Consider the following 26,586-nt stretch of genomic DNA (forward strand, 5'->3'; position numbering starts at 1 on the left):
GGGTGCATACCGTAGCCCCTCGGTCGGACATCATGTCCGGGAACCGAGAAAACGTACGCCGGGAAAACGCGCGGGCCGCGCGAAAAGTTCCCGCGCGGCCCGATGTTCTGTCAAAACCCGCCGCTCAGGCGGCACTTCCCGCGGTCCAGGCGCTCCAGGACATGTTCCAGCCGTTGAGGCCGTTGTCCGGGGCGACCGTCGTGTCGGGGGAGTTCTTCACGATCACCACGTCGCCGACGAGCGAGTTGTCGAAGAACCACTTGGCCGACGTGGCGCCCTGCGCCCCCTGCACGTCCGCGAGGCCGACGCAGCCGTGGCTGGTGCCCTCCCGCCCGAACGGCGGGTTGCCCTTGTTGTACCAGTAGTTGCCGTGGATGAACGTCCCCGACGACGTCAGCCGCATCGCGTGCGGCACGTCCGGTATGTCGTACTCCCCGCCGAAGCCGACCGTCGAGCCGTTCATACGGGTCTGCACGAACTTCTCGGAGATCACCATCTGCCCGTTGTACGTGGTGTGCTGCGGGCTGCCCGCCGAGATCGGCACCGTCTTGACGGTCTGGCCGTCCCGCACGACCGTCATGGTCTGCGTGCGGGCGTCGACCGTGGAGACCTGCGACCGGCCGATCGTGAAGGAGACCGTCTTCTTCTGCACCCCGTAGACGCCCTGCGCGCCCTGGACCCCGTCCAGGTCGATGTCCATCGTGACCTTGGAGCCGGCCTTCCAGTACTCCTGCGGCCGGAAGTCGAGCCGCCGGTCACCGAACCAGTGCCCGACCACCTGCTGGCCGCTGGTGGTGTTGACCGTGATGTGCGACTGCACGGCCTTCTTGTCGGTGATCGACTTGTCGAAGGTGAACGACACCGGCATGCCCACCCCGACCGTCGTGCCGTTGTCCGGCGTGTAGGTGCCGATGAAGCTGTTCGCCGAGGTGACGGTGGTGAAGATGGAGTTGGCCGCCGCCGTGCGCCCCTCGCCGTCCTTCGCGGTCGCGGATATCTGGTACTTCGTCCCGCGCTCCAGCCGCTCCTTCGGCTTCCAGCTGCGGCCGTCCCCCGATATCGCCCCCGGCACGGTCTGCCCCGACCCCGCCACGGTCATCTTCACATCGGTCAGCTTGCCGTCGCTGACCTTCACCCCGGTCGCGTTGATGGACGCCCCCGTCGAACCGTCCTTGGCCGAGATCGCGATCTTCGCCGTCGACGTCTTCGGGGAGCCCTTGCCCCCCTTGCCGTCGTCGTTGTCGGCCTTGGCGCTGCCGCCGCAGGCGGTCAGGGTGAGGGCGCCGACCATCAGGGCGGCACAGGCCCCCAGTGCGCGCCGCGCTGCAATGTCCGGCGTTGTCACGGGCTGCTCCCAGTTCGTGTGATGTGCGTGATCCGTTCCAGTGCGTGGAGGAAGAGGGCGCCGAGGCCGGGGAAGGTTCCCTCCCCCGCCCGTGAACGCCATCGCGTGACAGAACCGCGACAATCCACCCCGCCCCCGGGGCCGTACCGTTACCCCTGCCCGTACAACTCCCCGTACGACGGCCACATTCCGCCCGGCCCGTCGACCGACTCGGCGGCGCGTACGGCCCGGACGATGGCGCGTGTCACCATGTCCGCGCCGGCGGCGAGGATGTCATTGAGCGCCAAGGGGTGCGTATCCAGCGCGTGCGTGCCGGTCGCCAGCGCGAACACCGTGTCCCCGTCGTGCAGGAGGTGCACCGGCCGCACGGCCCGCGCGATCCCGTCGTGCGCCGTGCCCGCCAGCTTCTGCGCCTGCGCCTTGGAGAGGTCGGCGTCCGTCGCGACCACCGCCAGCGTCGTGTTGAGCGGCGCCGGCCCGTTCCCGGCGGCGGCCTCGTCCAGGCGCCGGCACGCGGCCTCGTGCACCCGCTCCTCCGGATACCCCACCCGTCCCTGGAACAACTCCCCGTACAGCACCCCCGTTTCCGGATCCAGCACCGACCCCGCGGCGTTCGCCACCACCAGTGCCGCCACCGTGACCCCCGAGTCGAGCACCGTGCTCGCGGTGCCCACCCCGCCCTTGAGCCGACCGGCGACGGCGCCCGTGCCCGCGCCGACGCACCCCTGCGCCACCCGGGCCCCCGGCACACCGGCCGCCGCGGCCTCCACCGCCGAGCGTCCCGTCCCCGCGTCCGGACGGGCCCGGAAGTCCCCGCCGCGCCCCAGGTCGAAGAGGCACGCGGCGGGCACCACCGGCACGACATGCGCCGGATCCGTCCCCACCCGCACGCCCCGCTCCCGCTCCTCCAGCCAGGCCATCACCCCGGAGGCCGCGTCGAGTCCGTACGCGCTGCCTCCGGTCAGCACGACGGCGTCGACCTTCCGCACCACGTTGCGCGGGTCGAGCGCGTCGGTCTCCTTGGTGCCGGGGCCGCCGCCGCGCACGTCCACGGCCGCGACCGCGCCGCCCACGGGAGCGAGGACGACCGTCGTGCCGGTGAGCCACCCGTCGCCGGTACGGGTGGCGTGCCCCACGCGCAGCCCGGCGACGTCCGTCAATGCGTCAGCTGTCATGGACGCCAGTCTCGCCCAGTCCGGCGCGCTGCCCGGGAGATCAGCCGGCCGCGGCGGTGGCGCCCGCCGCGTGCTCCCGGCCGGACGCGCGCGCCGTCAGGACCACCCCGACCGCCACCGAGACCGCGGACACCAGCCCCGCCGCGAGCACCGCCCAGTCGCCCAGGAAGGTGCAGCAGATCACCAGCAGAGCCGTGACCGGCAGCACCAGCTGCTGGGTGAGGCCCGCCTTGAAGTGCCGGGCGTGCAGCCCCCACACGGTCAGCAGGTACAGCGCCGTCGGCAGGGTGACGGCGGCCGAGGCGGACAGGGTGGAGATGTGCGCCTTGCCGACCGCCTGTTCCACGGCGACCTCCAGACCCGCGCCGATCGCCGCCGCCGAGGCGAAGACCAGATAGTGGCCGTAGCCCCAGACGAACGCCCGCCGGCTGGAGCGCAGGTGGCCGTGGATGGGCACCACGAAGTAGATCCACCACGCGGAGAAGACGATCAGCAGTCCGCCCGCCGCGATGGGCAGCAGCTCGCCCAGCGCGTTGTGCTCGTCCGTGGCCGACTTCACCGCGACCGTGGCCGCGGCGATCGTCTCGCCGAGCACGATGATCGTGAACAGGCCGTACCGCTCGGCGATGTGATGCGGATGCCAGGAGGTGTTCTGGGCCCTCTCGGCGTAGAGAGGCACGCACAGTTCCGCGACCACCATCACCAGGAACACCCAGGGGCGGGCCGGCTCCGGCAGCGCCACCAGCCCGAGCCAGCCGATCTGGCACAACAGCACGCCGCACGCGTACCGAAGCGCCGTGGTCCGCTCCGCGCCCGGCGCCGATCTCGCGGCTCTCAGCCACTGCCAGACCATCGCCAGCCGCATGATCACGTAGCCCAGCAGGACCAGGAGGAAGTCGTGCTGCGTGGAGGCCCGGGAGACACCGGCGGCCAGCACCAGGACGCCGGCGATCTGTACGAGGGTGACCACCCGGTAGAGGGCGTCGTCGTTGTCGTATGCCGAGGCGAACCAGCTGAAGTTCATCCACGCCCACCAGATGGCGAAGAACACCATCGCGTAGTTGAGGATCCCCTCGCCCGCGTGGCCCGCCGCCACGGCGTGCACCAGCTGCACGCCCGCCTGCGCGACCGCCACGACGAAGCACAGATCGAAGAAGAGCTCCAGCGAGGAGGCGACGCGGTGCGCCTCGCCCCGTTCGCGGGCGGTGAGCCGCCGCAGGGGGCGGGAGGGCTTGGGTGCGCCCGAGGGGGCGGGCGTGGGAGGGGAACTCGACGTCATGGTTCCCAGCACAGCAGAAAACCGGGACGAAATCTTGTGCAGACTTTCACAAGCGGGGGAGGGTCCACCGGTCCGGCGAAAATCCCAGGCCGGGGGTGCCGGCGGGCGCCGTACCCTGGAGGCATGAGCACCGCCCGTGAACCCGAGCCGCGCGACCCGAAGCCCGCGCTGGTCTTCGACGACCCGCTGGACCAGCAGTCCTCGGACGACACCGACCGCGGGTGGGGCGAGCGCCCGGACGGCGACAGCGCCGCCGACCTGAAGCGCTTCCTGGACGAGAAGCCGCCCCACCACCTCTGAGCGGTCCGCGGGCGGCGCCGCTAGCGTTCGTCGTGCCCGGCCGCGCGCTGCGCGAGCAGCGCGTCGCGGATCTCCTTGAGCACCTCCAGTTCGGTCACCTCGACCACTTCCTTCGTGCCCTCCCGGGCCGCCTTCCGGGCCGCCTGCCGGGCCAGGTACTTCGACATCGGCAGGACCATCAGGAAGTACACCACCGCCGCGGTGATCAGGAAGCTGAGCGTGGCCCCGAGGACGGAGCCCCACATGATCGGCACGCCGCTCTTGACCGTGCCGTCCGCGCTCACCCGGCACGGGTCCTTCAGGCAGGAGCTGTAGTTGTCGAGGCTCTGGGTGCCGATCGCCCCGACCAGCGGGTTGATGATCCCCTTCACGATCGAGTTGACGATGTTCGTGAAGGCCGCGCCGATGACCACCGCGACCGCCAGATCGACGACGTTGCCGCGCATCAGGAAGGCCTTGAAGCCCTGCCAGACGCCCGGATCCTTCTTCACGCTCACTTGGGGGACTCTCCTCGCGTGCACAGGTTGTGGAACGAAACGCTCCGCAACCTACGGCACGGTGCGGACGTCGTGTCCACTTCCGTAACCGGATCGAGGCCCTCGCCCACACGTCGGCCACGGCGCCAAGAGCGCGTACGAGCCGGTTCAGCACAGCGTCACCGCCAGGCGCGCGGTGGCGCTCGCCCCGACCAGCCGGGCCGCCGTGGGCCGCGGCACCGACAGCACGACCAGCGCACCGCTCTCGGCCGCACTGGACGGCGGTTCCGGCACTTCCGTCACCCGTGCGCCGCGCGCCAGCACCCGGACGCCGGCCCCGGCCGACGGGTCCTCCGCGGCGATCACGTCGACACGGTCACCGGAGTGCAGCAGGCGAACCGCGGCGGCGTCGGCGATCCGGACCGGAGCCGTCACCACCTCGACCGCCGGGTGGGGGCGTACGGGCTCCGCCGCCCGATGGCCGTCGGCACGCTGCGTGCCGTGTGGTTCCGCGCCGGTCCGGGGCCCCGCGGCCACGAGCGCCACCGCCGTCACCGCGAGCCCGGCCGCGACGGCTCGCCCGCGCTGCCGTAGGAGCCGCTGCGACCGGTACCGCCCGCCGCGCACCCGCACCGGATCGAACGGGGACACCTCGCGGGTCGGCGGGGCATCCGTGCCCAGCGGACGCGGAGGCCGCAGCGGGGGCGGGAACGAGGAGCGAGCGGGGGAGAGCGGGGGCGGAGTCGGCGCGGAGGAGAACGAGGGGGAGTGAGAAGGGGAGGGCGGGAGCGAGGGGGAGCGAGAGGGGGAGGGCGGGAGCGGGAGGGGGGACGAGGGCATGGGAGTCACCGCCTGCGAGGAGGAGTTCGGCTTGCGATGCCACGATGACGCCTCGCGCCGGATCCCGCCGGGGCCGGTGGATCACGGACGGATTGTGGATAACTCACCCACCCGAACGAGGAGTTCCGCGCCGCCGCGCCGTGCTGCCGCGTCCCGGCCGCTGAGTCGCGCCGTGCTGCGTGCCCCGCCGTTGAGTTGCGCCGCGCTGCCGTGCCTCGCCGCCAAGCCGCGCCGCGCCCCGCGTCACCGAGCCTCCTCGCCCCCGGCGTCCTCGGCTCGGTCTCCCCGGCTCGGCGTCCTCGGCCTGGCCTGCCCGGCCCGGCCTCCTCAGCCCAACCTCCCCCACCCGTCCCTCCCGGCCCGGCCCGCCCCCCCGCCCGACCTCCCCCTCACCCCCCCGGCACTACGGCAACGCGAACCCCGGGTCCATTCCGCCCAGCGCGTTCACGCACAGGCAGTCCCGCTCGCCGGTCTCCGGAAGGGCCGCCACCGCGTCGAAGAGGACGCCGCGCAGCCGGTCCACGTTGGCCGCGAACACCTCCAGCACCTCCTCGTGCGAGACGCCCTCACCGGTCTCGGCGCCCGCGTCGAGGTCGGTGACCAGGGTGAGCGAGGTGTAGCACAGCTCCAGCTCCCGGGCGAGCGCCGCCTCGGGGTGGCCGGTCATGCCCACCACCGACCAGCCCTGGGCCTGGTGCCACAGCGATTCGGCGCGCGTCGAGAAGCGCGGGCCCTCGACCACGACCAGCGTGCCGCCGTCCACCGGCTCCCAGTCCCGGCCGCGGGCGGCCTTCAGCGCGGCGGCACGCCCTGTGGGGCAGTAGGGGTCGGCCATGGACACGTGCACGACGTTCGGCACGGTGCCGTCCGGCAGCGGCAGCCCGTCGAAGTAGGTCTGTGCCCGGGACTTCGTACGGTCCACGAACTGGTCGGGCACGAGCAGGGTGCCCGGCCCGTACTCGGGACGCAGTCCGCCCACCGCACACGGGCCGAGCACCTGCCGTACGCCGACGGAGCGCAGGGCCCACAGGTTGGCGCGGAAGTTGATGCGGTGCGGGGGCAGATGGTGGCCACGGCCGTGCCGGGGCAGGAAGGCGACCTTCCGGCCGGCGATCTCCCCGAGGAAGAGCGAGTCACTGGGCGCCCCGTAGGGGGTGTCCACCTGGACCTCGGTCACGTCGTCGAGGAAGGAGTAGAAACCCGAACCGCCGATTACGCCGATCTCTGCTTTGGCCATGACCAGCACACTAGCGGGCCGCGTGGGCGTGGGGGAGCCGGTGCCGGGGAACGCCGAAGACCCTGCCGTCGTGCGACGGCAGGGTCCGGATGGGAGGTGTCAGGCTGCGGAGCTGCTGGCGGAACCGGAGCTCGACGAGGACGAGGACGTCGAGGAGGACGCCTTCGTGTCGGACGACGAGGCGGCCGGCTTCGACGCCGGGGTGCTGCTCGACGTGGAGCCGCGGGAGTCGTTGCGGTAGAAGCCCGAGCCCTTGAAGACGATGCCGACTGCGGAGAACACCTTCTTCAGGCGGCCGTTGCAGTTGGGGCAGACGGTCAGGGCGTCGTCGGTGAACTTCTGCACCGCCTCAAGGCCCTCGCCGCACTCGGTGCACTGGTACTGGTAGGTCGGCACTGTCTTCCTCCTGGCACTCTCACTCGATGAGTGCTAACGACGGTCCATAGTGACGTATTCCCGGGGATCAGTCCACCGTGACCGGCACGCGGTGACCGACGCCACGCGCGATGGTGCGGTTCCCGTGCCGTGCGGACAGCCGCGACCGCAGCGTCACCAGGGTCACCAGCGCGAGCACGGTGCCGCCCATCGGTACCAGGAACCCGGAGCCGTCCCACAGCCGGTCCTCCAGCTGTCCCGCGACCGTGACGGCGGCGGCCTGGCCGAGCGCGACGGCGCCGGTCAGCCAGGTGAAGGCCTCGGTCCGGGCGCCGGCCGGGACCAGGCCCTCGACCAGCGTGTAGCCGGTGATCAGCGCCGGGGCGATGCACATGCCGACCAGCAGGCCGAGCGCGGCGAGCAGCAGCACCGAGTGTGCCGTCCACAGCGCGGACGCCGCCACCGCGAGCGCCGTGTAACCGATCACGAGGCGCTTCTGCGGGGCCGTCTTCCAGGCGACCGCGCCGCAGACGATGCCGGACAGCATGTTCCCGGCGGCGAAGACGCCGTACAGGGCGCCGTTCAGGCCGGGCTCGCCGATCGACTCGGTGAAGGCCGCGAACGACACCTGCATACCGCCGAAGACCGAGCCGATGCCGAGGAAGGTGACGACCAGCACGCGCACGCCCGGGACACGCAGGGCGGAGGCGTGCCGCACGCGCGCGTGCCCGCTCTCCCGGGAGACCGGCGGCTGCGTGCTCTTCCGCGCGGCGAACAGCAGACCGCCGACGAGGGTCAGCCCGGCCTCCGTGACCAGGCCCGCGGCCGGCGTCACGGCCGTGCACAACGCGGTCGCCAGCAGGGGGCCGACGACGAAGGTCAGCTCGTCCGTGACCGACTCGAACGCCGCCGCCGTGGTCATCAGGGGCGTGCCCTGGAGCTTCACACCCCAGCGCGCCCGCACCATCGGGCCGATCTGCGGTACGGAGGCGCCGGTCGGGACGGCGGCCAGGAACAGCGCCCACAGGGGCGCGTGTGCCAGCGCGAGCGCCGTCAGGGACAGGCCGGAGAGCGTGTGCACCAGGATGCCGGGGAGCAGGACGGCCCGCTGGCCGTAGCGGTCGGCGAGGCGCCCGCCGTACGGCGCGAACAGCGCCATGGAGACGCCGGTGGCCGCCGCGGCGGCGCCCGCGGCACCGTACGAGCCGGTGGTGTGCTGGACGAGCAGCACGATCGAGAGGGTGAGCATCGCGAACGGCTGGCGCGCGGCGAAGCCGGGGAGCAGGAACGTCCAGGCGCCGCGGGTGCGCAGCAGCTGTCCGTATCCGGGGCGGGGCGACGTCGACGGGTTCTCCGCCGGCTCGGTGGTGACCGTGGACTCCACGGCCCGTGCCTTTCTTCCGCCTGGTAGCGCGCCCGTGCGGGGGCGCCGAGAGCTGTCCTCTTGCGCGGAACTGCGGTAGATACCGGTGCCTCCGCGGAGGATGTTCCGGCCGCCATACGGTCGCGCCAGCTCTGCATCAGGCAGAGTTGGTTCGATCAGGGTGCCTTCATACTACAGGGATCATGGCCTGTGCCCCTGTGAAAGCGAGCACGCTCGCAGGGGGCGCCTGTGATTGCCACGGGGCTCACCCGCGGTTGCCGTCCGTGCCCAGCCAGCCCGCCAGCTTGCCGCCGTGGGCGACCGCGCGCAGTCGCCGTTCCGCCGCGTCGCGGACCGGGTCGGTGGCGACGACCAGCAGTTCGTCGCCGTGCCGCAGCACGGTCGAGGGCAGCGGCACGAACGATTTCTCCTCGCGCACGACGAGGGTGACGGCCGCGCCGGGCGGCAGGCGCAGCTCGCTGACCTCCACGCCGTGCATCCGGGAGCCCTCGGGGACGGTGACGGACAGCAGGTGTCCCTGGAGCCGCTCCAGGGGCGCCGACTCGATGCCGAGGTCGGCGGCCTCGCCCTTCTCGCCCAGCCGGAGCGTGCGGGCCAGCCAGGGCAGGGTCGGCCCCTGGACGAGGGTGTAGACGACGACCAGGACGAAGACGATGTTGAAGATGCGGCGGCTGCCGGCGACGCCGTTCACCATGGGGATGGTCGCCAGGATGATGGGCACGGCGCCGCGCAGCCCGGCCCACGACATCAGGATCCGCTCCGGCCGCGGCACCCGGAACGGCACCAGGCTGACCACCACGCTCAGCGGGCGGGCCACCATGGTCAGCACCAGCCCGATGACCAGCGCGGGCACGATGTCGTCGCCCAGCTCGTGCGGGGTGACCAGCAGGCCGAGCACGACGAACATGCCGATCTGGGCGATCCAGCCGAGCCCCTCGGCGAAGCCGCGGGTGGCGGGCCAGTGGGGGAGCCTGGCGTTGCCGAGGATCATGGAGGCCAGGTAGACGGCGAGGAAGCCGCTGCCGTGCGCCAGGGAGCCGGCGGCGTACGCCGTGACGGCGATGGCCATCACGGCGATCGGGTAGAGACCGGAGGCGGGCAGGGCGACGTGCCTGAGCCCCCAGGAGCCGAACCAGCCCACGGCGAGGCCCAGGGCCGCGCCGATGGCCAGCTCCAGGACTATCTCGCCGAGCAGCAGGTACCAGTGCTCGACCGGGCCGGCCGTGGAGAAGGCGACGACCAGGATGACCACCGGGGCGTCGTTGAAGCCGGACTCGGCCTCCAGTGTGCCCGTCACGCGCGCGGGGAGGGGGATTTTCCGCAGGACCGAGAAGACCGCCGCCGCGTCCGTCGACGACACCACCGCCCCGATGATGAGCGCCTGCCGCCACTCCAGCCCGACCAGGTAGTGCGCGCCCGCAGCGGTGACGCCCACGCTGACCGCGACTCCCACCGTCGCCAGCACGGAGGCGGCCGGCAGGACCGGCCGGATCTCCTTCCACTTCGTGCCCAGACCGCCCTCGGCGAGGATCACGACCAGGGCCGCGTACCCCATGACCTGGGTCGTCGCGGCGCTGTTGAACTGGATGTGGCCGATGCCGTCCTGGCCCATGAGGACGCCGATCCCCAGGTACACGAGCAGGCTGGGGAGCCCGCTGCGGGACGAGACCCGGACGGCCGCGACGGCGACGAGCAGGACGATGGAGCAGACGAGCAGGAGCTGGTTGAGGTGGTGAACAGTCAGGGGGCGTTCCTCCTCCGGGATCGGGCCCGCGGATCTTCGGTTACTTCGTTACCTTACCTAACTCTTGACGATTTCTTGACGTTCGGCGAGGCAAGATCGAACGCTCGTACGCGCTGGTTCCCGACTCCGCGTCAAGCGGGACAGGGCCCTGCGCCTATGGTTGCTCCAGCGCTCATTCAAAGTCACAGCCCGACCTGCCGCTCGCGTTAGGACAGCAAGGACAGCGATGCCCCCCAACACCACCGCCACCACGGGTGACACCGCCACAGCGGGTGCCACGTCCGTCAAGTCCGGCAGGAAGAAGGGGCGCAGAGCCCGACTCATCGTGCTGGTGCTGGTCCTGGCCATCATCGGAGGCATCGCCTACGGGGCGTACTGGTCGATCAGCACCGTCCGCGCCTCCTTCCCGCAGACCACCGGTTCGATCAAGCTCGACGGCCTGTCCGGGCCGGTCGACGTCAAGCGGGACGGCTACGGCATTCCGCAGATCTACGCGTCCTCGGACGAGGACCTGTTCATGGCGCAGGGCTACGTCCAGGCGCAGGACCGGTTCTACGAGATGGACGTGCGCCGGCACATGACCTCCGGGCGCCTGTCGGAGATGTTCGGCAAGGGCCAGGTCAAGAACGACGAGTTCCTGCGCACCCTCGGCTGGGACCGGATCGCGCGGCAGGAGTACGACACCAAGCTGTCGGCTTCCACCAAGAAGTACCTCCAGGCGTACGCCAAGGGGGTCAACGCCTACCTCCAGGGCAAGGACGGCAAGGACATCTCCCTGGAGTACGCGGCCCTGGGCCTGACCAACGACTACAAGCCGGAGAAGTGGACCCCGGTCGACTCCGTCTCGTGGCTGAAGGCGATGGCCTGGGACCTGCGCGGCAACATGCAGGACGAGATCGACCGCGCCCTCATGACCAGCCGCCTCGGCCCGCAGCAGATCCAGGACCTGTACCCGGCGTACCCCTACGGCCGCAACAAGCCGATCGTCCAGGAGGGCCAGTACGACGCGGTGACCCAGGCCTTCCAGCAGAGCGGCGGCACGAGCTCCGGTGCGGGCACGACGGGCACGACCGGTACGACGGGCACGACCGGTACGACGGGCACGACGGGCACGACCGGCGGCGCCACGGGCTCTTCTCAGGGCACGACGGGCACGACCGGCTCCTCCACCTCGGCCGGAACGGGTTCGGGCCTCACGAGCCAGCTGGACGGCCTCTACAACGTCCTGGACGACCTGCCCACGGCCGTCGGCGTGAACGGCCAGGGCATCGGCTCCAACTCCTGGGTGGTCGCCGGGAAGTACACCATCACCGGCAAGCCGCTGCTCGCCAACGACCCGCACCTGTCGGCGTCCCTGCCGTCCGTCTGGTACCAGATGGGCCTGCACTGCCGCACCGTCTCCGCCAAGTGCCAGTACGACGTGACCGGCTACACGTTCGCCGGCATGCCCGGTGTGGTCATCGGCCACAACGGGAAGATCGCGTGGGGCCTGACCAACTCCGGCGTCGACGTCACCGACCTCTACCTGGAGAAGGTGAGCGCGAACGGCTACCTGTACGACGGCAAGATCCGGCCGTTCAAGACCCGCGAGGAGACCATCAAGGTCGCCGGGGGCTCGGCCAAGACGATCGTCGTCCGGCAGACCCAGGACGGGATGCCGCTGCTGTCCGACCGTGACGACGAACTCGTCCAGGTCGGCAAGAAGGCCACCGTGAACACCGCCGCGCCCGACCGCGGCGACGGCTATGGCATCGCCCTGCGGTGGACCGCGCTCGACCCGGGCACGACCATGGACGCCGTGTTCGCCCTCGACAAGGCCGGGGACTGGAGCGACTTCCGCGCGGCGGCGGCCCTGTTCGACGTGCCCTCGCAGAACCTGATCTACGCCAGCACGGACAACCACATCGGCTACACGCTGCCCGGCAGGATCCCCACCCGCACCGCCAAGGACTCCGGTGCCGTCCCGGTGCCGGGCTGGGACTCGAAGTACCGCTGGAAGGGCTTCATCAAGCAGGACGAACTGCCCTACGAGTACGACCCGAAGCGCGGCTACATCGTCACCGCCAACCAGGCCGTGGTCGACCCGGACACGTACCCGTACACCCTCACCACGGACTGGGGCTACGGCACCCGCAGCCAGCGCATCACCGACCTGATCGAGTCCAAGATCAAGGACGGCGGCAAGATCTCCACCGACGACATGCGGCAGATGCAGACGGACAACAGCAGCGAGATCGCCAAGCTCCTGGTGCCCAAGCTGCTGAAGATCAACCTGGACGACCCGGAGGTCCGCCAGGCGCAGAAGCTGCTGGAGGGCTGGGACTACACCCAGGACGCCGACTCCGCGGCGGCGGCGTACTTCAACGCCGTCTGGCGCAACATCCTCAAGCTCGCGTTCGGCAACAAGCTGCCCAAGGAGCTGCGCGTCAAGGGACAGTGCCTGTGGGTCGACAAGATCGACAGCACCGGCCCGGTGGACGACGACACCAAGGTGCGCGAGTGCGGCCAGCGCGACGCCGACCAGGCGCAGCCGGACGGCGGCGACCGCTGGTTCGAGGTCGTGCGCACCCTGATGGACAAGCCGGACAGCGACTGGTGGAAGACGCCCAAGTCGGGCACCCGTCCCGCCGCCGAGAACCGCGACCAGCTCTTCGCCCGCGCCATGATCGACGCCCGCTGGGAGCTGACCGCCAAGCTCGGCAAGGACATCGACACCTGGAGCTGGGGCCGTCTGCACCGGCTGTTCCTGAAGAACCAGACGCTCGGCACCGAGGGCCCCAAGGTCCTCCAGTACCTCCTCAACCGCGGCCCCTGGAAGCTCAGCGGCGGTGAGGCGACGGTGAACGCGACCGGCTGGAACGCCGCCGGCGGCTACAACGTGGTCTGGGTGCCGTCCATGCGGATGGTCGTCAACCTCGCCGACCTCGACAAGTCCAAGTGGATCAACCTGAGCGGCGCCTCCGGGCACGCCTTCAGCGCGCATTACACGGACCAGACCAGCAAGTGGGCCAAGGGCGAGCTGCTGCCCTGGTCGTTCTCGGGCAAGGCCGTGGACAAGAGCACGAGCGACACCCTGGTCCTCCAGCCCTGACCACCGGCACACGGCACGGAAGCGGCCCCCCACGCGCGCGTGGAGGGCCGCTTCCGCGTTTCAGGGGAAGGGTCAGCCCTGCGGGAAGCGGCGCACACCCGACGGCGTCACCACCGCGTGCACCGGTCTGTCGTGCGCCTCCGCCGGGACGCGCGCGACGACCTCCGTGTCGTAGAGCAGCACCACGAGCCGCGGGCGCGCGCCCGCGCGCTCCAGCCGGGCCAGCACCCGGTCGTACGACCCTCCACCGCGCCCCAGGCGCATCCCGCGCGCGTCCACCGCGAGCCCGGGCAGCAGGACCACGTCCGCGTCCGTCACGGCGTCCGGGCCGAGACGCGGACCGGAGGGCTCGAAAAGAGCCATCTTGCCGCCGTGTCGCACCCGGGCGAGGGAGTCCGGGCCGGCGTACTCGCCCCAGTCCAGGTCGTTGTCGGGCAGCAGCGCGGGGAGCAGGACGCGCACGCCCCGCGCGCGCAGCGCGTCCATCAGGGCGGGCGTGCCCGGTTCGCTGCCCACCGAGACGTACGCCGCCACCGTGCGGCCACGCGCCAGCTCGGGCAGCTCCAGGGCGCGCTCGGCCAGCGCGCGGCCCGCCACGCGGACGTCATCCGCCGTCAACCTGTTCCTCACCCCGAGGAGCTCTCGCCGAAACGCGCGCTTGTCAGGCTCGCCCGTACGTCCGTCGTGTTCCACTGGTGGTCCTCGCACCCTTCCTAATGCAGTCCATATAAGGGTCAAGCAGCCTGAGCCACAGATTCCCCACAAAGGCACCGGATATGGTGGCGGGCATGACTCAGTCCCACCCCAGGATCAGCAAGGCTGTCATTCCCGCAGCCGGCCTCGGCACCCGGTTCCTGCCGGCTACCAAAGCCACTCCCAAGGAGATGCTGCCGGTCGTAGACAAGCCGGCGATCCAGTACGTGGTCGAGGAGGCCGTGTCGGCGGGGCTCGACGACGTCCTCATGATCACCGGGCGCAACAAGCGCCCCCTTGAGGACCACTTCGACCGCAACTACGAGCTGGAATCGGCGCTGGAGAAGAAGGGCGACGCCGAACGGCTCGCGAAGGTGCAGGAGTCCAGCGACCTGGCCACCATGCACTACGTGCGCCAGGGCGACCCCAAGGGCCTCGGGCACGCCGTGCTGTGCGCCGCCCCGCACGTCGGCCACGAGCCCTTCGCCGTCCTCCTCGGCGACGACCTGATCGACCCGCGGGACCCGCTGCTCGCGCGCATGATCGAGGTCCAGGAGCGGCACGGCGGCAGCGTCGTCGCCCTGATGGAGGTCGCGCCCGAGCAGATCCACCTCTACGGCTGCGCCGCGGTGGAGGCCACCGCCGATGGCGACGTGGTCAAGGTGACCGGACTGGTCGAGAAGCCGGACCCGGCGGACGCCCCCTCGAACTACGCGATCATCGGCCGCTACGTCCTCGACCCGCACGTCTTCGGCATACTGCGCACGACCGAGCCGGGCCGCGGCGGCGAGATCCAGCTCACCGACGCGCTCCAGCAGCTCGCGCAGGACGAGAAGGTCGGCGGCCCGGTGCACGGCGTCGTCTTCAAGGGCCGCCGCTATGACACCGGTGACCGTGGCGACTACCTGCGTGCCATTGTCAGACTCGCATGCGAACGTGAGGACCTGGGCCCGGACTTCCGGACCTGGCTCCGCAGTTACGTAGCCGAGGAGATGCAGGAATCTTGAGCAGCGCCGCGACCCGCCCCGCCGGCCCGGACGACCTGTGGTCGGTGGACGAGCATCTTGAGGACATCCTCTCGACCGTCCGCCCCCTCGAACCCATCGAGCTGCAACTGCTCGACGCCCAGGGCTGCGTCCTGGTCGACGACGTCACGGTGCCGGTGTCCCTGCCGCCGTTCGACAACAGCTCCATGGACGGGTACGCGGTGCGGGTCGCGGACGTGGCGGGCGCCGGGGAGGAGTTCCCGGCCGTCCTGGAGGTCGTCGGGGACGTCGCGGCCGGCGCGGCCGACCCGGTGCGGGTCGGCCCCGGACAGGCCGCGCGCATCATGACCGGCGCGCCGCTGCCGCCCGGTGCCGAGGCCGTCGTCCCCGTCGAGTGGACCGACGGCGGGCTCGGCGAGGGCCCGGTCAGCGGCATGCGGGCGCGCAGCCTGGCCCCCGAGGGCGCCGAGGGCCATGTGCACGTGTACCGCTCCGCCGAGGCACGCGCGCACGTGCGGGCCAAGGGCAGCGACGTGAAGGCCGGGGACCTCGCCCTGGAGGCCGGGACGGTCCTCGGCCCGCCGCAGATCGCGCTGCTCGCCGCGATCGGCCGCGGCACGGTGCGCGTGCGCCCCCGCCCGCGGGTGGTCGTGATGTCCACCGGCAGCGAGCTCGTCCAGCCCGGCGAGCGACTGGCCGGCGGGCAGATCTACGACTCCAACAGCTTCGCCCTCACCGCCGCCGCGCGGGACGCGGGCGCCATCGCCTACCGGGTGGGCGCCGTCGCCGACGACGCCGAGACCCTGCGCTCCACCATCGAGGACCAGCTCATCCGCGCCGACCTGCTGGTGACCACCGGCGGGGTGAGCGTCGGCGCGTACGACGTCGTCAAGGAGGCGCTGTCGTACGCCGGGGACGCGGACGAGGCGGGCAGCGGCGTCGAGTTCCGCAAGCTCGCCATGCAGCCCGGCAAGCCCCAGGGCTTCGGCTCCATCGGCCCCGACCACACCCCGCTGCTGGCACTGCCCGGCAACCCGGTGTCGTCGTACGTCTCCTTCGAGCTGTTCGTCCGCCCCGCCATCCGCGCGCTGATGGGCGTCACGGACCTCCACCGGCCCCGCGCGCGGGCCGTCCTCAAGGCCGACGGGGCGCTGCGCTCGCCGAAGGGGCGCCGCCAGTTCCTGCGCGGCACCTACACCGACGGCGAGGTGACCCCCGTGGGCGGTGCCGGCTCCCACCTGATCGCCGCGCTGGCGCAGGCGGACGCGCTGATCGTCGTGCCCGAGGACACGGAGTCCGTCGAGCCCGGCAGCGAGGTCGAGGTGGTCCTGCTCGGCTGAGCTCCGCCGGTTGGCGGTACCGTGTCGCGCACAGCAGGCCCGCGCGCCGCACCGCGCCGGGCCCGGACCGGGAGCGCCACAGCCATGACCCAGCCTTCCCGGGGGGAGACCCCCGGAGCCCCTGCGCAGGACCGACTGACGCACATCGACGAGGCGGGCGCGGCCCGCATGGTCGACGTGTCCGGGAAGGACGTGACCGCGCGCACCGCCCGCGCCAGCGGCCGGGTCCTCGTCGCACCACGCGTGGTCGAACTGCTGCGCGGCGAGGGCGTGCCCAAAGGGGACGCCCTCGCCACCGCGCGGATCGCCGGGATCATGGGTGCCAAGCGCACCCCGGATCTGATCCCCCTGTGCCACCCGTTGTCGGTGTCCGGTGTGACACTGGACCTGTCGGTCGCGGACGACGCCGTGGAGATCCGGGCCACCGTGAAGACCACGGACCGCACGGGCGTCGAGATGGAGGCCCTCACCGCCGTGACGGTCGCCGCGCTCACCGTGATCGACATGGTCAAGGCGGTCGACAAGGGGGCGGTCATCACGGACGTACGGGTGGAGGAGAAGACGGGCGGCAAGTCGGGCGACTGGAGCAGGACATGACCTACCGTGCTCTGGTGATCACCGCTTCCAACCGGGCCGCCGCGGGCGTCTACGCGGACAAGGGCGGTCCGCTGGTCGCCGACGGCCTCAGGAGCGTCGGGTTCGACGTCGACGGCCCGCAGGTCGTTCCCGACGGCGACCCCGTGGAAGCGGCCCTGCGCGCGGGCGTCGCCGCCGGGTACGACGTCGTCGTCACCACCGGCGGCACCGGCCTGTCGCCCACCGACCGCACCCCCGAGGCGACCCGCGCGGTGATCGACCACGAGGTGCCGGGCATCGCGGAGGCCGTTCGCGCGTACGGCCGCGAGAAGGTGCCGACCGCCGCGCTGTCCCGGGGCCTGGCGGGAGTGGCCGGGCGCACGCTGATCGTCAACCTGCCCGGGTCGACCGGCGGGGTGCGCGACGGCCTCGCCGTGCTGGAGCCCCTGCTGATCCATGCCGTCGACCAGATCCGCGGCGGTGACCACCCGAGACCCGGCGGTACGGGGGGTGCGAGCTGAACACCCCTTCCTGGCCCGTCGTACTGGTGGACGGCGATGTCGTCCTCCGGCCGATAAAGCTGCGCGACCAGCGGGTCTGGCGCGAGGTGAACCGGCGCAACCGCGACTGGCTGCGCCCGTGGGAGGCGACCATCCCGCCGCCCACGCCGAGCGGACCGATAGCGCACCGGCCGACCTACCGCCAGATGGTCCGGCATCTGCGCTCCGAGGCGAACGCGGGCCGGATGCTGCCGTTCGTCATCGAGTACCAGGGGCAGCTGGTCGGGCAGTTGACGGTCGCCGGGATCACCTGGGGCTCGATGTGCTCGGGGCACGTCGGGTACTGGGTGGACGAGGCGGTGGCCGGGCGCGGGGTGATGCCCACGGCCGTCGCGCTGGCGGTGGACCACTGTTTCCGCACCGTCGGCCTGCACCGCGTCGAGGTCTGCATTCGCCCCGAGAACCGGCCGAGCCGGCGGGTGGTGGAGAAACTCGGATTCCGCGAGGAGGGGCTCCGGCCGCGTTATCTGCACATCGACGGCGCCTGGCGCGACCATCTCGTCTTCGCGCTCACCGCGGAAGAGGTGCCCGACGGGTTGCTCACGCGGTGGAAGCGGGCGCGCTCTCGCGGGAGCCAGCGCACCGAGAGCCAGTAAATTGAATATATGTTCGAAAATGATCGGCTGTTGACCGTCTCGGGACGCTGAATTTCCCGGCTGCGGCGGTCCTCTGATCGCAAGGGTCGCAAAAAATGCTGGAAATATGAGCCAGATCGTGCGACACACCGGCCCAATTGGCGGATGGCCTCACGCAAACCCCTCTACGGTGTGAGCGTGAGCAGCAGCGGCCTCATCTACGCAGTCATTGTCGGGGCCTGGGCCGCCTACTTGGTGCCGATGTGGCTCCGTAGGCAGGACGAGCTGAACGAGGCCCGTCCGACGGAACGCTTCAGCACCGCCATCCGGCTGCTGTCCGGACGGGCGGGTATGGAGCGTCGGTACGCCAGGGACCTGCGGGCGCGCTCCGCCCAGGAGGGGGAGCAGGGCGCCGTCGATCCGGACGCCGTCACCGACTCGGTGGACGTCCGGGCCTTCGCCGTGCCTCCGACCCGCCGTCAGGTGGCCGAGGAGGCCGAGCCCGAGGCGCCCGGCGGCACCGAGGCGGCGAGCGACCACGCCTCCGTTCCGGCGTCCCGGCCCGCCCCCGCGCCCGCGCCCGCGTCCGGGACCCCACCGGCCCCGCAGCGTGAACCGGCAGCACGGAGCGTGCCCTCGGCGCAGTCGGCCGCGGCACGCGCCCGGCGCACCAAGGTGCTCGCGCGCCGTCGGCGCACCACCGTGATGCTCTTCCTCGCCTTCACACTCGGCGCGATCGTCGCCGCCGTCGGCGGCCTCGCCTTCCTCTGGGTGCCCGGCGCGCCCGCCGTGCTGCTCAGCGCGTACATCGCCTATCTGCGGGTGCAGGAGCGCCGCCGGTTCGCCTACCAGATGGACCGGCGCCGTGCCGAGGCCGCCGCCCAGCGCCTGCGCGAGCGCCAGCCGCGCCGGCGCGTGTCCCCCGACACGGGACCGGACGCCGAGGAACCGGAGGAGGGCCAGGCCGCCGAGACCGACACCGGCCTGTCCGCGCTCGCCGCCGACCGGCGCGCCCTCGTCGAGCAGACCGACCACGCCGAGTGGGTCGACCAGCAGCGCGAGCGGCAGCGGCGGCCCGGTCACGGGGACAGCTGGGACCCGGTGCCGGTGCCGCTGCCGACGTACGTGACCGCGCCCGTCGCCCCGCGCGCCACCTCCGACGTGGATCTCGGCGCACCCGACACCTGGAGCTCGGCGCGGTCCAGCGCGGTCGTGCCGGAGCAGGAGGCGGGCTCCGCGCCCAAGAGCGAGGCGCGCGACCCGGAGGCGGTGCCCGGGGAGAAGAAGGGGGACAAGGCCGCGGACGGCCGCCCCCACGCCCGCACCCGCTCGCGCGGCGCGGCCTCCGCCGTGGCCGCCGCACGCCGGGTGCGGGAACGCGGACGCACGCCGCTCTTCGACCAGTACGAGGACGGCGACCGCCCGCGCGCGGCCAACGAGTGACCCGGGTCACCCCGGAAACACCCGCCCTGACCAGTCAGGGAGCGGATTTCCAAGCACCCCGATCGGGATGCTAGAGTTTCACTCGTTGCAAGGGCCTGTGGCGCAGTCCGGTAGCGCACCTCGTTCGCATCGAGGGGGCCAGGGGTTCAAATCCCCTCAGGTCCACTGCACGACGAAGATCCCGTCGGTCATCATGACCGGTCGGGATCTTCTTCGTTTCCGGCGGCGACAGCGGCAGCGGCGGAGGCGCCGCCGCCTGGGCGGCGGCTTCACCGCCCCCGGGTCAGAGCCGCTTGGCGTAGCAGAGGCTTTCCTCGTGGTGCCGGTAGTAGCCGAACTTCGCGCACGGCTCATAGCCGCTGGAGGTGTACAGGGCGATGGCCTCCGGCTGCTTGGTGCCCGTCTCCAGGACCATGCGGACCCGGCCGGCCATGCGGGCGTCCTCCTCCAGGGCCGCGAGCATGCGGCGGGCCAGGCCCCGGCCGCGCATCTCCGCGACGACGTACATGCGCTTCAGTTCCGCGTCGCCGTCCTCGTTGCCCTCCTCGTTGCGGTCCTGGCTGCGCCAGCCGCCGGTGGCCACGGGGCGGTCGCGCTCGTCGTAGGCGATCAGATACACGCCCTGGGGCGGGTCGAAGTCGGCGGCGTCCAGGGCCGTGGCGTCGCCCCCGTCGCCGTAGCGCTGGTGGTACTCGGCCTGGACCTCGTCGTTGAGCTTCACGGCGTCGGGGTGATCGAAACGAACGCGGCGGATAATCATGCTGGGCATCGTACTTCTATGCAGTCGGCGGGGATCCCGGATTTTGTGGACCCGGACCAGTGTGCCGGTATCGTGCCCGGGTGCTGACTGTGACCTCGGTGAACGTGAACGGGCTGCGGGCCGCCGCGAAGAAGGGCTTCGTGGAGTGGCTCGCCGGGACGGACGCGGACGTCGTCTGCCTTCAGGAGGTGCGCGCCGAGCCGCACCAGTTGCCCGACGAGGCCGGCCGGCCCGACGGCTGGCACGTCGTGCACGCCCCGGCCGCCGCCAAAGGCCGCGCGGGCGTCTCCCTCTACACCCGGCGCGAGCCCGACCGGGTCCGGGTCGGCTTCGGCTCCGCCGAGTTCGACGGCAGCGGACGGTACGTCGAGGCCGAGCTGCCCGGTGTCACCGTCGCCTCCCTCTACCTGCCCTCCGGCGAGGTCGGCACCGAGCGGCAGGACGAGAAGGTCCGCTTCATGGGCGAGTTCCTGGCCCATCTGAAGGAGCTGCGTGAACGGGCCGCCGCCGACGGGCGCGAGGTCCTGGTCTGCGGCGACTGGAACATCGCGCACCGGCAGGCCGACCTCAGGAACTGGCGCGGCAACACCAAGAACTCCGGCTTCCTGCCCGAGGAGCGGGACTGGCTCAGCCGGGTGTTCGCGGCCGAGGAGGGCGGCTACGTCGACGTCGTCCGCGCCCTGCACCCGGACACGGAGGGCCCGTACACCTGGTGGTCGTACCGGGGGCGGGCCTTCGACAACGACTCGGGCTGGCGCATCGACCTCGCCGTGGCGACGCCTGGGCTGGCCCGGCGCGCGGTCAAGGCGGTGGTGGAGCGAGCGGCCAGCCACGAGGAGCGCTGGTCGGACCACGCGCCGGTGACGGTGGTCTTCGATATGTGAGGTGGACCGCACGAGGCCCCGTCGGCCGGCGGGGCGCCCGTGCTGTCCACGGTGGTCGACTCAGCCGCTCTGCGGGGCCCGCCCCTCGATCGTGAAGGTCAGCCGTGACGCCTCCGGCCCCCTGCTGCGTTCGGGTCCGCCGCCCCGGCGGCCCTTGGCGACGGTGACGCGGACTCTGTCGCGGAGGAGGTCCTCACGGGTCGCAGGAGCCCCCTTTCCTGTCGCTCGCCGGTAGCAGTCCAGCGTGTACTGCTCCAGCCAGTCGGAGCGCACACCGGTCGGCGCCGGGCACACCTCGCCAGACGTCGGGCGCCTGGGGCGGCGGGTGCCGTTCGACCGGGTCTGGAGGACCGCTTGCAGGGCGTCGAACTCGCCATCGGACAGCAGGGGCTGCCCGATGAGCACGGGGGTACCCGCTCCGTCGCGGACCGTTTGGCCGGTGGGTGCGGTGGCCTTTGAGGGACGGGCTGCGCAGCACCTTGGACAGGGTGCCCGACGTCCATCGGAAGTGGTCGAAGTCACGTCCGTGGCGGCGGCCGCCCGTTCGGCGACCCTGAAGTTGCGCCTGGCGGTCCCGTGGCACCGGCACGCCCCGGTCGTTGAGTTCGCGTGCGAGGGCGATCAGCGAGCGCCCGGATCGCACCTCGCTCACCAGCGACCGTACGAGGGAGGCGGTCTCGGGATCGGGGGCCAGGCACCACCCGCTGCCCGAGGGGTGAGGTGCCTCCCGGTAGCCGTACGGCACCAGCCCGCCGCCGTAGCGGCCCGCCTCACGCAGGGTGGCGTGGGCACTGGTGAGGCGCGCGGAAATGGTCTCGGCCTCCCGCTGGGCATCCCGGGCCAACTCCATGCAGCGCCGGATGACGGAGCCGCCTGCCAGGGGTGTCACCACGAGAGGGACGCCGTCCTCGGGCATTCCGAAGGCGAGGGTCCGGCCGTGCCGCCGAGCCCAGGCGATCAACTCGGTCATGTGCTCGACGGAGCGCACGGCACGGTCCACGTGCGACCAGACGACGGCCTCGTATGCATGGGGCCGCCGCAGCCAGGGGGAGAGTGCCGGCCTCTCGAACGGAGAGGTCGTACGCGCCGAGACGCCGAGGTCCGAGGCTTCGGCGACCAGGTGGAAGCCGAGGTGGTCCGCGCAGCGCTGGACGGCGGAACGCTGGCGGCCCGGCGACGTCGTCACGCTGGTCACGCAACTCAGGCGCAGGGCGGCCAGCGCCCGGGGACGTCCGGTGAGGAGGTGAGGAGTGGCTCGGCGCCGGTGGGCGGGGCCGAGGGCTGGCTATGGACGCGCGTACGGGCTTGCCGGAAAGCTACTCCGATGGAGTGAATGATCAAGCCTCAGCCTTTGTTCAGCCGGCGGTCCAGTGCCAGCGAGAGTTCCGCCTCCACGACGCTGCGGGCCAGGGGGCGCAGTCGGCGCAGGTCCTCCTCGGGGCCGTGGCGCAGGATCAGGTCGGCGAAGAGCTCGGCCAGGGCGTCGGCGTGTTCGCGGACGCGCGCGCCGGCCGCCAGTACCTCGGCGAGCGGGATGCCCTCGCGGACCAGTGCGGAGGAGACGTCCAGCAGGCGCCGGCTGATGTGGACGATCTCGTCGCCGTCGGTGCCGAGATAGCCCAGTTCCAGGGCGGCGGCCAGGTTCTCGGGGGTGACCTCGCCCTCGAAGCGGGCGGCGAGTTCCTCGGGGGTGAGGCGGACGGGCTCCTCCTCGGTGGGGGTGCCGACGCCCAGCAGGTCGGCGACATCGCGGCCCTGGTCGAGGGCGTCCGCGAGTTCCGCTATGCCGTTCAGGGTGTGGCCGCGCTCCAGGAGTGCCGCGATGGTGCGCAGCCGGGCCAGGTGGTGGTCGTCGTACCAGGCGATGCGGCCCTCGCGGCGGGGCGGTCCTATCAGCTTGCGTTCGCGGTAGAAGCGCAGGGTGCGCACGGTGATGCCCGCGTGCCGGGCCAGCTCCTCCATGCGGTACTCGCGCCTGACCGTGGGGTGTTCCGCGTCCTCTGCCACGACCGCAGCCTATGGCGTACCGACGGTAACTTTCCTTCCGCCGCCCCCTACCGCTCAGTAGGCGGCTGTTCTACAGTCCCATTGCGCCAGTGTTCACTGGCAGAGTTCCTAGGCGATGCGTGGAGGCTTCGGGATGGCCGAGCACGAGCATGTACGGGTGGCGGTGATCGGGTCCGGGTTCGGCGGGCTGGGGGCCGCCGTGCGGCTGCGCCGCGAGGGGATCACCGACTTCGTCGTACTGGAGCGGGCCGACAGCGTCGGCGGCGCCTGGCGCGACAACAGCTACCCCGGGTGCGCCTGCGACGTGCCCTCGCACCTGTACTCCTTCTCCTTCGCGCCCCACCCGGACTGGCCGCGCACCTTCTCCGGGCAGCGGCACATCCGCGCCTATCTGGAGCACGTCACCGACCTCTTCGGACTGCGCCCGCACCTCCGTCTCGACTCCGAGGTCAAGCTGATGACCTGGGACAACGAGAACCTTCGGTGGACCATCGAGACCACGCGCGGCGCGCTGACCGCCGACGTCGTCGTCTCCGCCACCGGGCCGCTGTCCGACCCGAAGATCCCCGAGGTCCCCGGCCTGGAATCCTTCCCCGGCAAGGTGTTCCACTCCGCCCGCTGGGACCACGACTACGACCTGCGCGGCAAGCGGGTCGCCGTGGTCGGCACCGGTGCCTCCGCCATACAGATCGTCCCCGCCATCCAGCCGCAGGTCGGCCGGCTCACCCTCTTCCAGCGCACCCCGCCCTGGGTGCTGCCCCGCGTCGACCGCGCCATCAGCGGCGCCGAGCGCTGGCTGCACCGCCGGCTGCCCGTCACCGCCCAGGTCCGGCGCGGACTGCTGTGGGGCATCCGGGAGCTCCAGGTCCAGGCGTTCACCAAGCGCCCGGACGAACTCGGCCTGGTCGAACAGTTCGCCAAGCGGAACATGGCCCGCGCGATCAAGGACCCGGCCCTGCGCGCCAAGCTCACCCCGGACTACCGCATCGGCTGCAAGCGGATCCTGCTGTCCAGCGCGTACTACCCGGCGCTGGCCAGGCCGAACGTGGACGTCGTCGCCAGCGGGCTGAGCGAGATCCGCGGGTCCACGGCGGTGGCGGCCGACGGCACCGAGGCCGAGGTCGACGCGATCATCTTCAGTACCGGCTTCCACGTCACGGACATGCCCATCGCCGAGCGCGTGGTCGGCGCGGAGGGCATCACGCTCGCGGAGTCCTGGAAGAACGGCATGCGGGCGCTGCGCGGCGCCTCGGCGGCCGGATTCCCGAACTGGATGACGATCATCGGGCCCAACACCGGCCTCGGGAACTCCTCGATGATCCTCGTGATCGAGTCCCAGCTCAACTACATGGCCGACTATCTGCGCCAGCTCGACGTCCTGGGCGGCCGTACCGCCCTCGACGCCCGGCCCGCCGCCGTCGACGCCTGGACCGACCGGGTGCAGGAGCGCATGAAGCGGACCGTGTGGAACACCGGCGGCTGCACCAGCTGGTACCTGGACGCGAGCGGCCGCAACACCACCATCTGGCCCGGTACGACGACCGAGTTCCGGCGTGCCACCCGGCGGGTGGACCTCGCGGAGTACGAGGTCCTGCGCAAGCCCGCGCCGGCGGCCGGACCCGGTGCCGGGCCGGCCGGCCGGAAGAGCGGGGCCGCCGCATGAGCCGGAGCGTCCACGTCACCTCCGGCCCCTGCGCGCCGCCCGCCCCGGCCCGCACCCTCACCGCCGTCTCCGCCGACGGCGCGCGGCTGCACGTCGAGGTGCACGGCCCGAAGGACGCGCCACCGGTCGTCCTCGCCCACGGCTGGACCTGCTCGACGGCGTTCTGGGCGGCCCAGATACGGGACTTGGCCGCCGACCACCGGGTGATCGCCTACGACCAGAGGGGGCACGGGCGCAGTCCCGCGAGCCCCGCCTGCACCGCCGAGGCGCTGGCGGACGATCTCGAAGCGGTGCTCGCGCAGACGCTGGCGCGCGGGGAGCAGGCGCTCGTCGTCGGTCACTCCATGGGCGGCATGACGGTCATGGCCGCGGCCGAGCGCCCCCGCTTCCGGGAACACGCAGCCGCCGTCCTGCTGTGCAGCACGGGGAGTTCGCGGCTGGTCGCCCAGTCGCGGGTGGTGCCGTTGCGCGCCGGGCGCGTGCGCACCTGGATCACCGGGCGCGTCCTCGGTTCCCGCGCGCCCCTCGGGCCGGTCGCGCCGGTCGCGCGGAGCATCCTCAAGTACGCCACGATGGGCGCCGGTTCCGCCCCGCACATGGTGGAGGCGTGCGCGCGGATCGTGCACGCCTGCCCGCGCACCGCGCGCCACGCGTGGTCGGCCGTCCTCGCCGCGCTCGATCTCGACCACGGCGTACGGCGGTTGAGCGCGCCCACCGCCGTGCTGCACGGCGCGTCGGACCGGCTCACGCCTTTGGCGCACGCCCGGGCGCTGGTCGCCGCGCTGCCCCACTGCGTCGGCCTCACCGAGCTGCCCGGCGTCGGCCACATGACCCCGATCGAGGCCCCGGAGCCGGTGACGGCCCGCATCCGGGAACTCGTCGGCACGTATGTCACGGGGGCTGCCCCCGAGCACGGTTCCACCCCCGCGCGGATCAAGGAGGGCGCATGAGCAGGGTCAGCCTCGAAGGACAGGTCGCGGTCGTCACGGGAGCGGCGCGCGGCGTCGGTGAGCTGCTGGCGCGCAAACTGTCCGCGCGCGGCGCGAAGGTGGCGCTGGTCGGGCTGGAGGAGGAGGCGCTGAAGGAGGTCTCCGGGCGGCTGCACAGCGACAGCGCCCACTGGCACGCCGACGTCACCGACCACGAGGCGATGAGCCGGGTCGCCGAGGAGGTGAAGGCGCGGTTCGGGAAGGTCGACATCGTGGTCGCCAACGCCGGTGTGGCGACGGGCGGTCCGTTCGCCGACTCCGATCCGCAGGCGTGGCGGCGGGTGATCGAGGTGAACCTCATCGGTTCGGCGGTGACCGCGCGGGCGTTCCTCCCGGTGCTCGTGGAGAGCCGCGGCTACCTGCTCCAGATCGCCTCGCTCGCCGCGATCACACCCGCGCCGATGATGACGGCGTACTGCGCGTCCAAGTCGGGCGTGGAGGCGTACGCGCACAGTCTGCGCGCCGAGGTCGGCTACCAGGGCGTCCGCGTCGGCGTCGGGTACCTGTCCTGGACCGACACCGACATGGTGCGCGGCGCCGACCAGGACGAGGTCATGCGGGAGCTGCGGCAGCGGCTGCCGTGGCCGTCCAACAAGACCTACCCGCTGGGACCCGCCGTGGACCGGCTGGTGGAGGGGATCGAGCGGCGCTCGGCGCATGTGTACGGGCAGTGGTGGCTGCGGGGCATGCAGGGCGTGCGCGGATATCTGCCCGCGCTCATCGGGACGGTCGGGCAGCGCGAGATGAGGCGGTTCGCGCCCCGGCTGAAGGGCATGCGTTCCGGGCTCGTCGGCGCAGGTGGGGCGGCTGACGAGGCGGCCCGCGCTACGCACCGTAACTGATCGACATGCAGGGCGTGTTCGC

The 26,586-nt window shown here is 72.0% G+C and carries 25 protein-coding genes, 1 tRNA gene and 1 pseudogene; 13 read left to right on the forward strand and 14 right to left on the reverse strand.

Translation table 11 applies throughout. From position 1 onward, the window contains the following. Positions 1–124 precede the first annotated feature (124 nt). From AQJ11_RS26855 to AQJ11_RS26865, 3 genes are all read right to left on the reverse strand, one after another. Positions 125–1,345: a L,D-transpeptidase gene (locus AQJ11_RS26855; protein ID WP_175252175.1), complete on the reverse strand. Its 1,221-nt coding sequence runs from the start codon at positions 1,343–1,345 to the stop codon at positions 125–127. A 149-nt stretch (positions 1,346–1,494) separates the two neighbouring features. Beyond that, positions 1,495–2,520: a P1 family peptidase gene (locus AQJ11_RS26860; RefSeq protein WP_107120876.1), complete on the reverse strand. Its 1,026-nt coding sequence runs from the start codon at positions 2,518–2,520 to the stop codon at positions 1,495–1,497. 40 nt (positions 2,521–2,560) lie between these two features. Further along, entirely contained in the window at positions 2,561–3,799 is a 1,239-nt protein-coding gene (locus AQJ11_RS26865; protein ID WP_059264661.1) for a low temperature requirement protein A, read from the reverse strand. Between the two features lie 123 nt (positions 3,800–3,922). On the opposite strand from AQJ11_RS26865, the gene AQJ11_RS48390 reads away from it, so the two are divergent. After that, a complete protein-coding gene (locus AQJ11_RS48390) occupies positions 3,923–4,099 on the forward strand; it encodes a hypothetical protein (protein WP_014673258.1) in 177 nt (58 codons plus the stop codon). 20 nt (positions 4,100–4,119) lie between these two features. Here the strand turns inward: AQJ11_RS48390 and mscL are convergent, their stop codons facing one another. The 6 genes from mscL to AQJ11_RS26895 form a co-directional block, all read right to left on the reverse strand. Beyond that, the gene (mscL, locus tag AQJ11_RS26870; RefSeq protein ID WP_014673257.1) at positions 4,120–4,596 is read right to left on the reverse strand and encodes a large conductance mechanosensitive channel protein MscL; all 477 of its coding nucleotides are present in this window, start codon (positions 4,594–4,596) and stop codon (positions 4,120–4,122) included. Positions 4,597–4,743: 147 nt separating this feature from the next. Beyond that, positions 4,744–5,415 carry a hypothetical protein gene (locus AQJ11_RS51245; protein ID WP_244218359.1) on the reverse strand — a complete coding sequence of 224 codons (672 nt, stop codon included), beginning with the start codon at positions 5,413–5,415 and terminating at the stop codon, positions 4,744–4,746. 403 nt (positions 5,416–5,818) lie between these two features. Continuing rightward, a complete protein-coding gene (locus AQJ11_RS26880) occupies positions 5,819–6,652 on the reverse strand; it encodes an S-methyl-5'-thioadenosine phosphorylase (protein WP_041665266.1) in 834 nt (277 codons plus the stop codon). A 99-nt stretch (positions 6,653–6,751) separates the two neighbouring features. Next, on the reverse strand, positions 6,752–7,048 hold the full coding sequence (locus AQJ11_RS26885) for an FmdB family zinc ribbon protein (protein ID WP_014673254.1): 297 nt from the start codon (positions 7,046–7,048) through the stop codon (positions 6,752–6,754). Positions 7,049–7,115: 67 nt separating this feature from the next. Beyond that, positions 7,116–8,411 (reverse strand): MFS transporter, encoded by a 1,296-nt coding sequence (locus AQJ11_RS26890; RefSeq protein WP_059264662.1) that lies wholly within the window; start codon positions 8,409–8,411, stop codon positions 7,116–7,118. A 244-nt stretch (positions 8,412–8,655) separates the two neighbouring features. Then, positions 8,656–10,176 (reverse strand): potassium/proton antiporter, encoded by a 1,521-nt coding sequence (locus AQJ11_RS26895; RefSeq protein ID WP_078611757.1) that lies wholly within the window; start codon positions 10,174–10,176, stop codon positions 8,656–8,658. 205 nt (positions 10,177–10,381) lie between these two features. On the opposite strand from AQJ11_RS26895, the gene AQJ11_RS26905 reads away from it, so the two are divergent. Then, positions 10,382–13,246, forward strand: a complete 2,865-nt coding sequence (locus AQJ11_RS26905) for a penicillin acylase family protein (protein WP_059264664.1) — start codon at positions 10,382–10,384, stop codon at positions 13,244–13,246. Between the two features lie 72 nt (positions 13,247–13,318). On the opposite strand, the gene AQJ11_RS26910 is transcribed toward AQJ11_RS26905, so the two are convergent. Next, entirely contained in the window at positions 13,319–13,939 is a 621-nt protein-coding gene (locus tag AQJ11_RS26910) for a 5-formyltetrahydrofolate cyclo-ligase (protein WP_079082413.1), read from the reverse strand. A gap of 95 nt (positions 13,940–14,034) precedes the next feature. Here AQJ11_RS26910 and galU point away from each other — a divergent pair, with 95 nt between their 5' ends. The 7 genes from galU to AQJ11_RS26945 all read left to right on the forward strand — a co-directional run bounded on the left by galU (position 14,035) and on the right by AQJ11_RS26945 (position 19,584). Further along, positions 14,035–14,946 carry a UTP--glucose-1-phosphate uridylyltransferase GalU gene (galU, locus tag AQJ11_RS26915; protein ID WP_041665945.1) on the forward strand — a complete coding sequence of 304 codons (912 nt, stop codon included), beginning with the start codon at positions 14,035–14,037 and terminating at the stop codon, positions 14,944–14,946. Further along, positions 14,943–16,265, forward strand: coding sequence for a molybdotransferase-like divisome protein Glp (glp, locus tag AQJ11_RS26920; protein WP_014673248.1), 1,323 nt, complete (start codon positions 14,943–14,945; stop codon positions 16,263–16,265). The genes galU and glp overlap by 4 nt, the downstream gene beginning before the upstream one ends. Before the next feature lie 84 nt (positions 16,266–16,349). After that, positions 16,350–16,862 carry a cyclic pyranopterin monophosphate synthase MoaC gene (gene moaC, locus AQJ11_RS26925; protein ID WP_014673247.1) on the forward strand — a complete coding sequence of 171 codons (513 nt, stop codon included), beginning with the start codon at positions 16,350–16,352 and terminating at the stop codon, positions 16,860–16,862. Further along, the gene (locus AQJ11_RS26930; protein ID WP_014673246.1) at positions 16,859–17,362 is read left to right on the forward strand and encodes a MogA/MoaB family molybdenum cofactor biosynthesis protein; all 504 of its coding nucleotides are present in this window, start codon (positions 16,859–16,861) and stop codon (positions 17,360–17,362) included. The genes moaC and AQJ11_RS26930 overlap by 4 nt, the downstream gene beginning before the upstream one ends. Positions 17,363–17,388: 26 nt before the next feature. Further along, positions 17,389–17,997, forward strand: coding sequence for a GNAT family N-acetyltransferase (locus tag AQJ11_RS26935; RefSeq protein WP_014673245.1), 609 nt, complete (start codon positions 17,389–17,391; stop codon positions 17,995–17,997). Between the two features lie 177 nt (positions 17,998–18,174). After that, entirely contained in the window at positions 18,175–19,419 is a 1,245-nt protein-coding gene (sepX, locus tag AQJ11_RS26940; RefSeq protein ID WP_208616622.1) for a divisome protein SepX/GlpR, read from the forward strand. Between the two features lie 91 nt (positions 19,420–19,510). Next, positions 19,511–19,584: transfer RNA gene (locus AQJ11_RS26945), tRNA-Ala, on the forward strand. 118 nt (positions 19,585–19,702) lie between these two features. On the opposite strand, the gene AQJ11_RS26950 is transcribed toward AQJ11_RS26945, so the two are convergent. After that, positions 19,703–20,179: a GNAT family N-acetyltransferase gene (locus tag AQJ11_RS26950; protein WP_086011541.1), complete on the reverse strand. Its 477-nt coding sequence runs from the start codon at positions 20,177–20,179 to the stop codon at positions 19,703–19,705. Positions 20,180–20,268: 89 nt separating this feature from the next. On the opposite strand from AQJ11_RS26950, the gene AQJ11_RS26955 reads away from it, so the two are divergent. Continuing rightward, positions 20,269–21,063: an exodeoxyribonuclease III gene (locus AQJ11_RS26955; RefSeq protein WP_059264792.1), complete on the forward strand. Its 795-nt coding sequence runs from the start codon at positions 20,269–20,271 to the stop codon at positions 21,061–21,063. A gap of 60 nt (positions 21,064–21,123) precedes the next feature. Here AQJ11_RS26955 and AQJ11_RS51250 read toward each other — a convergent pair whose 3' ends face one another. The 3 genes and pseudogenes from AQJ11_RS51250 to AQJ11_RS26970 form a co-directional block, all read right to left on the reverse strand. Continuing rightward, complete coding sequence (locus AQJ11_RS51250; RefSeq protein WP_059264666.1) at positions 21,124–21,468, reverse strand: hypothetical protein; 345 nt, start codon at positions 21,466–21,468, stop codon at positions 21,124–21,126. A gap of 82 nt (positions 21,469–21,550) precedes the next feature. Then, positions 21,551–22,258: pseudogene (locus AQJ11_RS51255) on the reverse strand (recombinase family protein); the annotation flags it as partial. A 149-nt stretch (positions 22,259–22,407) separates the two neighbouring features. Then, a complete protein-coding gene (locus tag AQJ11_RS26970) occupies positions 22,408–23,025 on the reverse strand; it encodes a MerR family transcriptional regulator (protein ID WP_059264794.1) in 618 nt (205 codons plus the stop codon). 178 nt (positions 23,026–23,203) lie between these two features. Here AQJ11_RS26970 and AQJ11_RS26975 point away from each other — a divergent pair, with 178 nt between their 5' ends. From AQJ11_RS26975 to AQJ11_RS26985, 3 genes are read left to right on the forward strand one after another with little or no spacing between them, the layout of a single operon-like run. Next, positions 23,204–24,733 (forward strand): flavin-containing monooxygenase, encoded by a 1,530-nt coding sequence (locus tag AQJ11_RS26975; protein ID WP_014673240.1) that lies wholly within the window; start codon positions 23,204–23,206, stop codon positions 24,731–24,733. After that, complete coding sequence (locus tag AQJ11_RS26980; protein ID WP_059264671.1) at positions 24,730–25,683, forward strand: alpha/beta fold hydrolase; 954 nt, start codon at positions 24,730–24,732, stop codon at positions 25,681–25,683. The genes AQJ11_RS26975 and AQJ11_RS26980 overlap by 4 nt, the downstream gene beginning before the upstream one ends. Further along, the gene (locus AQJ11_RS26985) at positions 25,680–26,564 is read left to right on the forward strand and encodes an SDR family oxidoreductase (protein ID WP_059264673.1); all 885 of its coding nucleotides are present in this window, start codon (positions 25,680–25,682) and stop codon (positions 26,562–26,564) included. The genes AQJ11_RS26980 and AQJ11_RS26985 overlap by 4 nt, the downstream gene beginning before the upstream one ends. Positions 26,565–26,586: the final 22 nt, after the last annotated feature.

Origin of the sequence: Streptomyces corchorusii (assembly GCF_001514055.1) — a bacterium.
Lineage (GTDB): Bacteria > Actinomycetota > Actinomycetes > Streptomycetales > Streptomycetaceae > Streptomyces > Streptomyces olivaceoviridis.

Excerpts from the sequence above, each read along its gene's own strand:
- AQJ11_RS26860 (WP_107120876.1), bottom strand. The coding sequence starts at position 2,520 with ATGACAGCTGACGCATTGACGGACGTCGCCGGGCTGCGCGTGGGGCAC.
- AQJ11_RS26865 (WP_059264661.1), bottom strand. The coding sequence starts at position 3,799 with ATGACGTCGAGTTCCCCTCCCACGCCCGCCCCCTCGGGCGCACCCAAG.
- AQJ11_RS48390 (WP_014673258.1), top strand. The coding sequence starts at position 3,923 with ATGAGCACCGCCCGTGAACCCGAGCCGCGCGACCCGAAGCCCGCGCTG.
- AQJ11_RS51245 (WP_244218359.1), bottom strand. The coding sequence starts at position 5,415 with ATGCCCTCGTCCCCCCTCCCGCTCCCGCCCTCCCCCTCTCGCTCCCCC.
- AQJ11_RS26880 (WP_041665266.1), bottom strand. The coding sequence starts at position 6,652 with ATGGCCAAAGCAGAGATCGGCGTAATCGGCGGTTCGGGTTTCTACTCC.
- AQJ11_RS26905 (WP_059264664.1), top strand. The coding sequence starts at position 10,382 with ATGCCCCCCAACACCACCGCCACCACGGGTGACACCGCCACAGCGGGT.
- galU (WP_041665945.1), top strand. The coding sequence starts at position 14,035 with ATGACTCAGTCCCACCCCAGGATCAGCAAGGCTGTCATTCCCGCAGCC.
- moaC (WP_014673247.1), top strand. The coding sequence starts at position 16,350 with ATGACCCAGCCTTCCCGGGGGGAGACCCCCGGAGCCCCTGCGCAGGAC.
- AQJ11_RS26930 (WP_014673246.1), top strand. The coding sequence starts at position 16,859 with ATGACCTACCGTGCTCTGGTGATCACCGCTTCCAACCGGGCCGCCGCG.
- AQJ11_RS26950 (WP_086011541.1), bottom strand. The coding sequence starts at position 20,179 with ATGATTATCCGCCGCGTTCGTTTCGATCACCCCGACGCCGTGAAGCTC.
- AQJ11_RS26970 (WP_059264794.1), bottom strand. The coding sequence starts at position 23,025 with ATGGAGGAGCTGGCCCGGCACGCGGGCATCACCGTGCGCACCCTGCGC.
- AQJ11_RS26975 (WP_014673240.1), top strand. The coding sequence starts at position 23,204 with ATGGCCGAGCACGAGCATGTACGGGTGGCGGTGATCGGGTCCGGGTTC.
- AQJ11_RS26980 (WP_059264671.1), top strand. The coding sequence starts at position 24,730 with ATGAGCCGGAGCGTCCACGTCACCTCCGGCCCCTGCGCGCCGCCCGCC.
- AQJ11_RS26985 (WP_059264673.1), top strand. The coding sequence starts at position 25,680 with ATGAGCAGGGTCAGCCTCGAAGGACAGGTCGCGGTCGTCACGGGAGCG.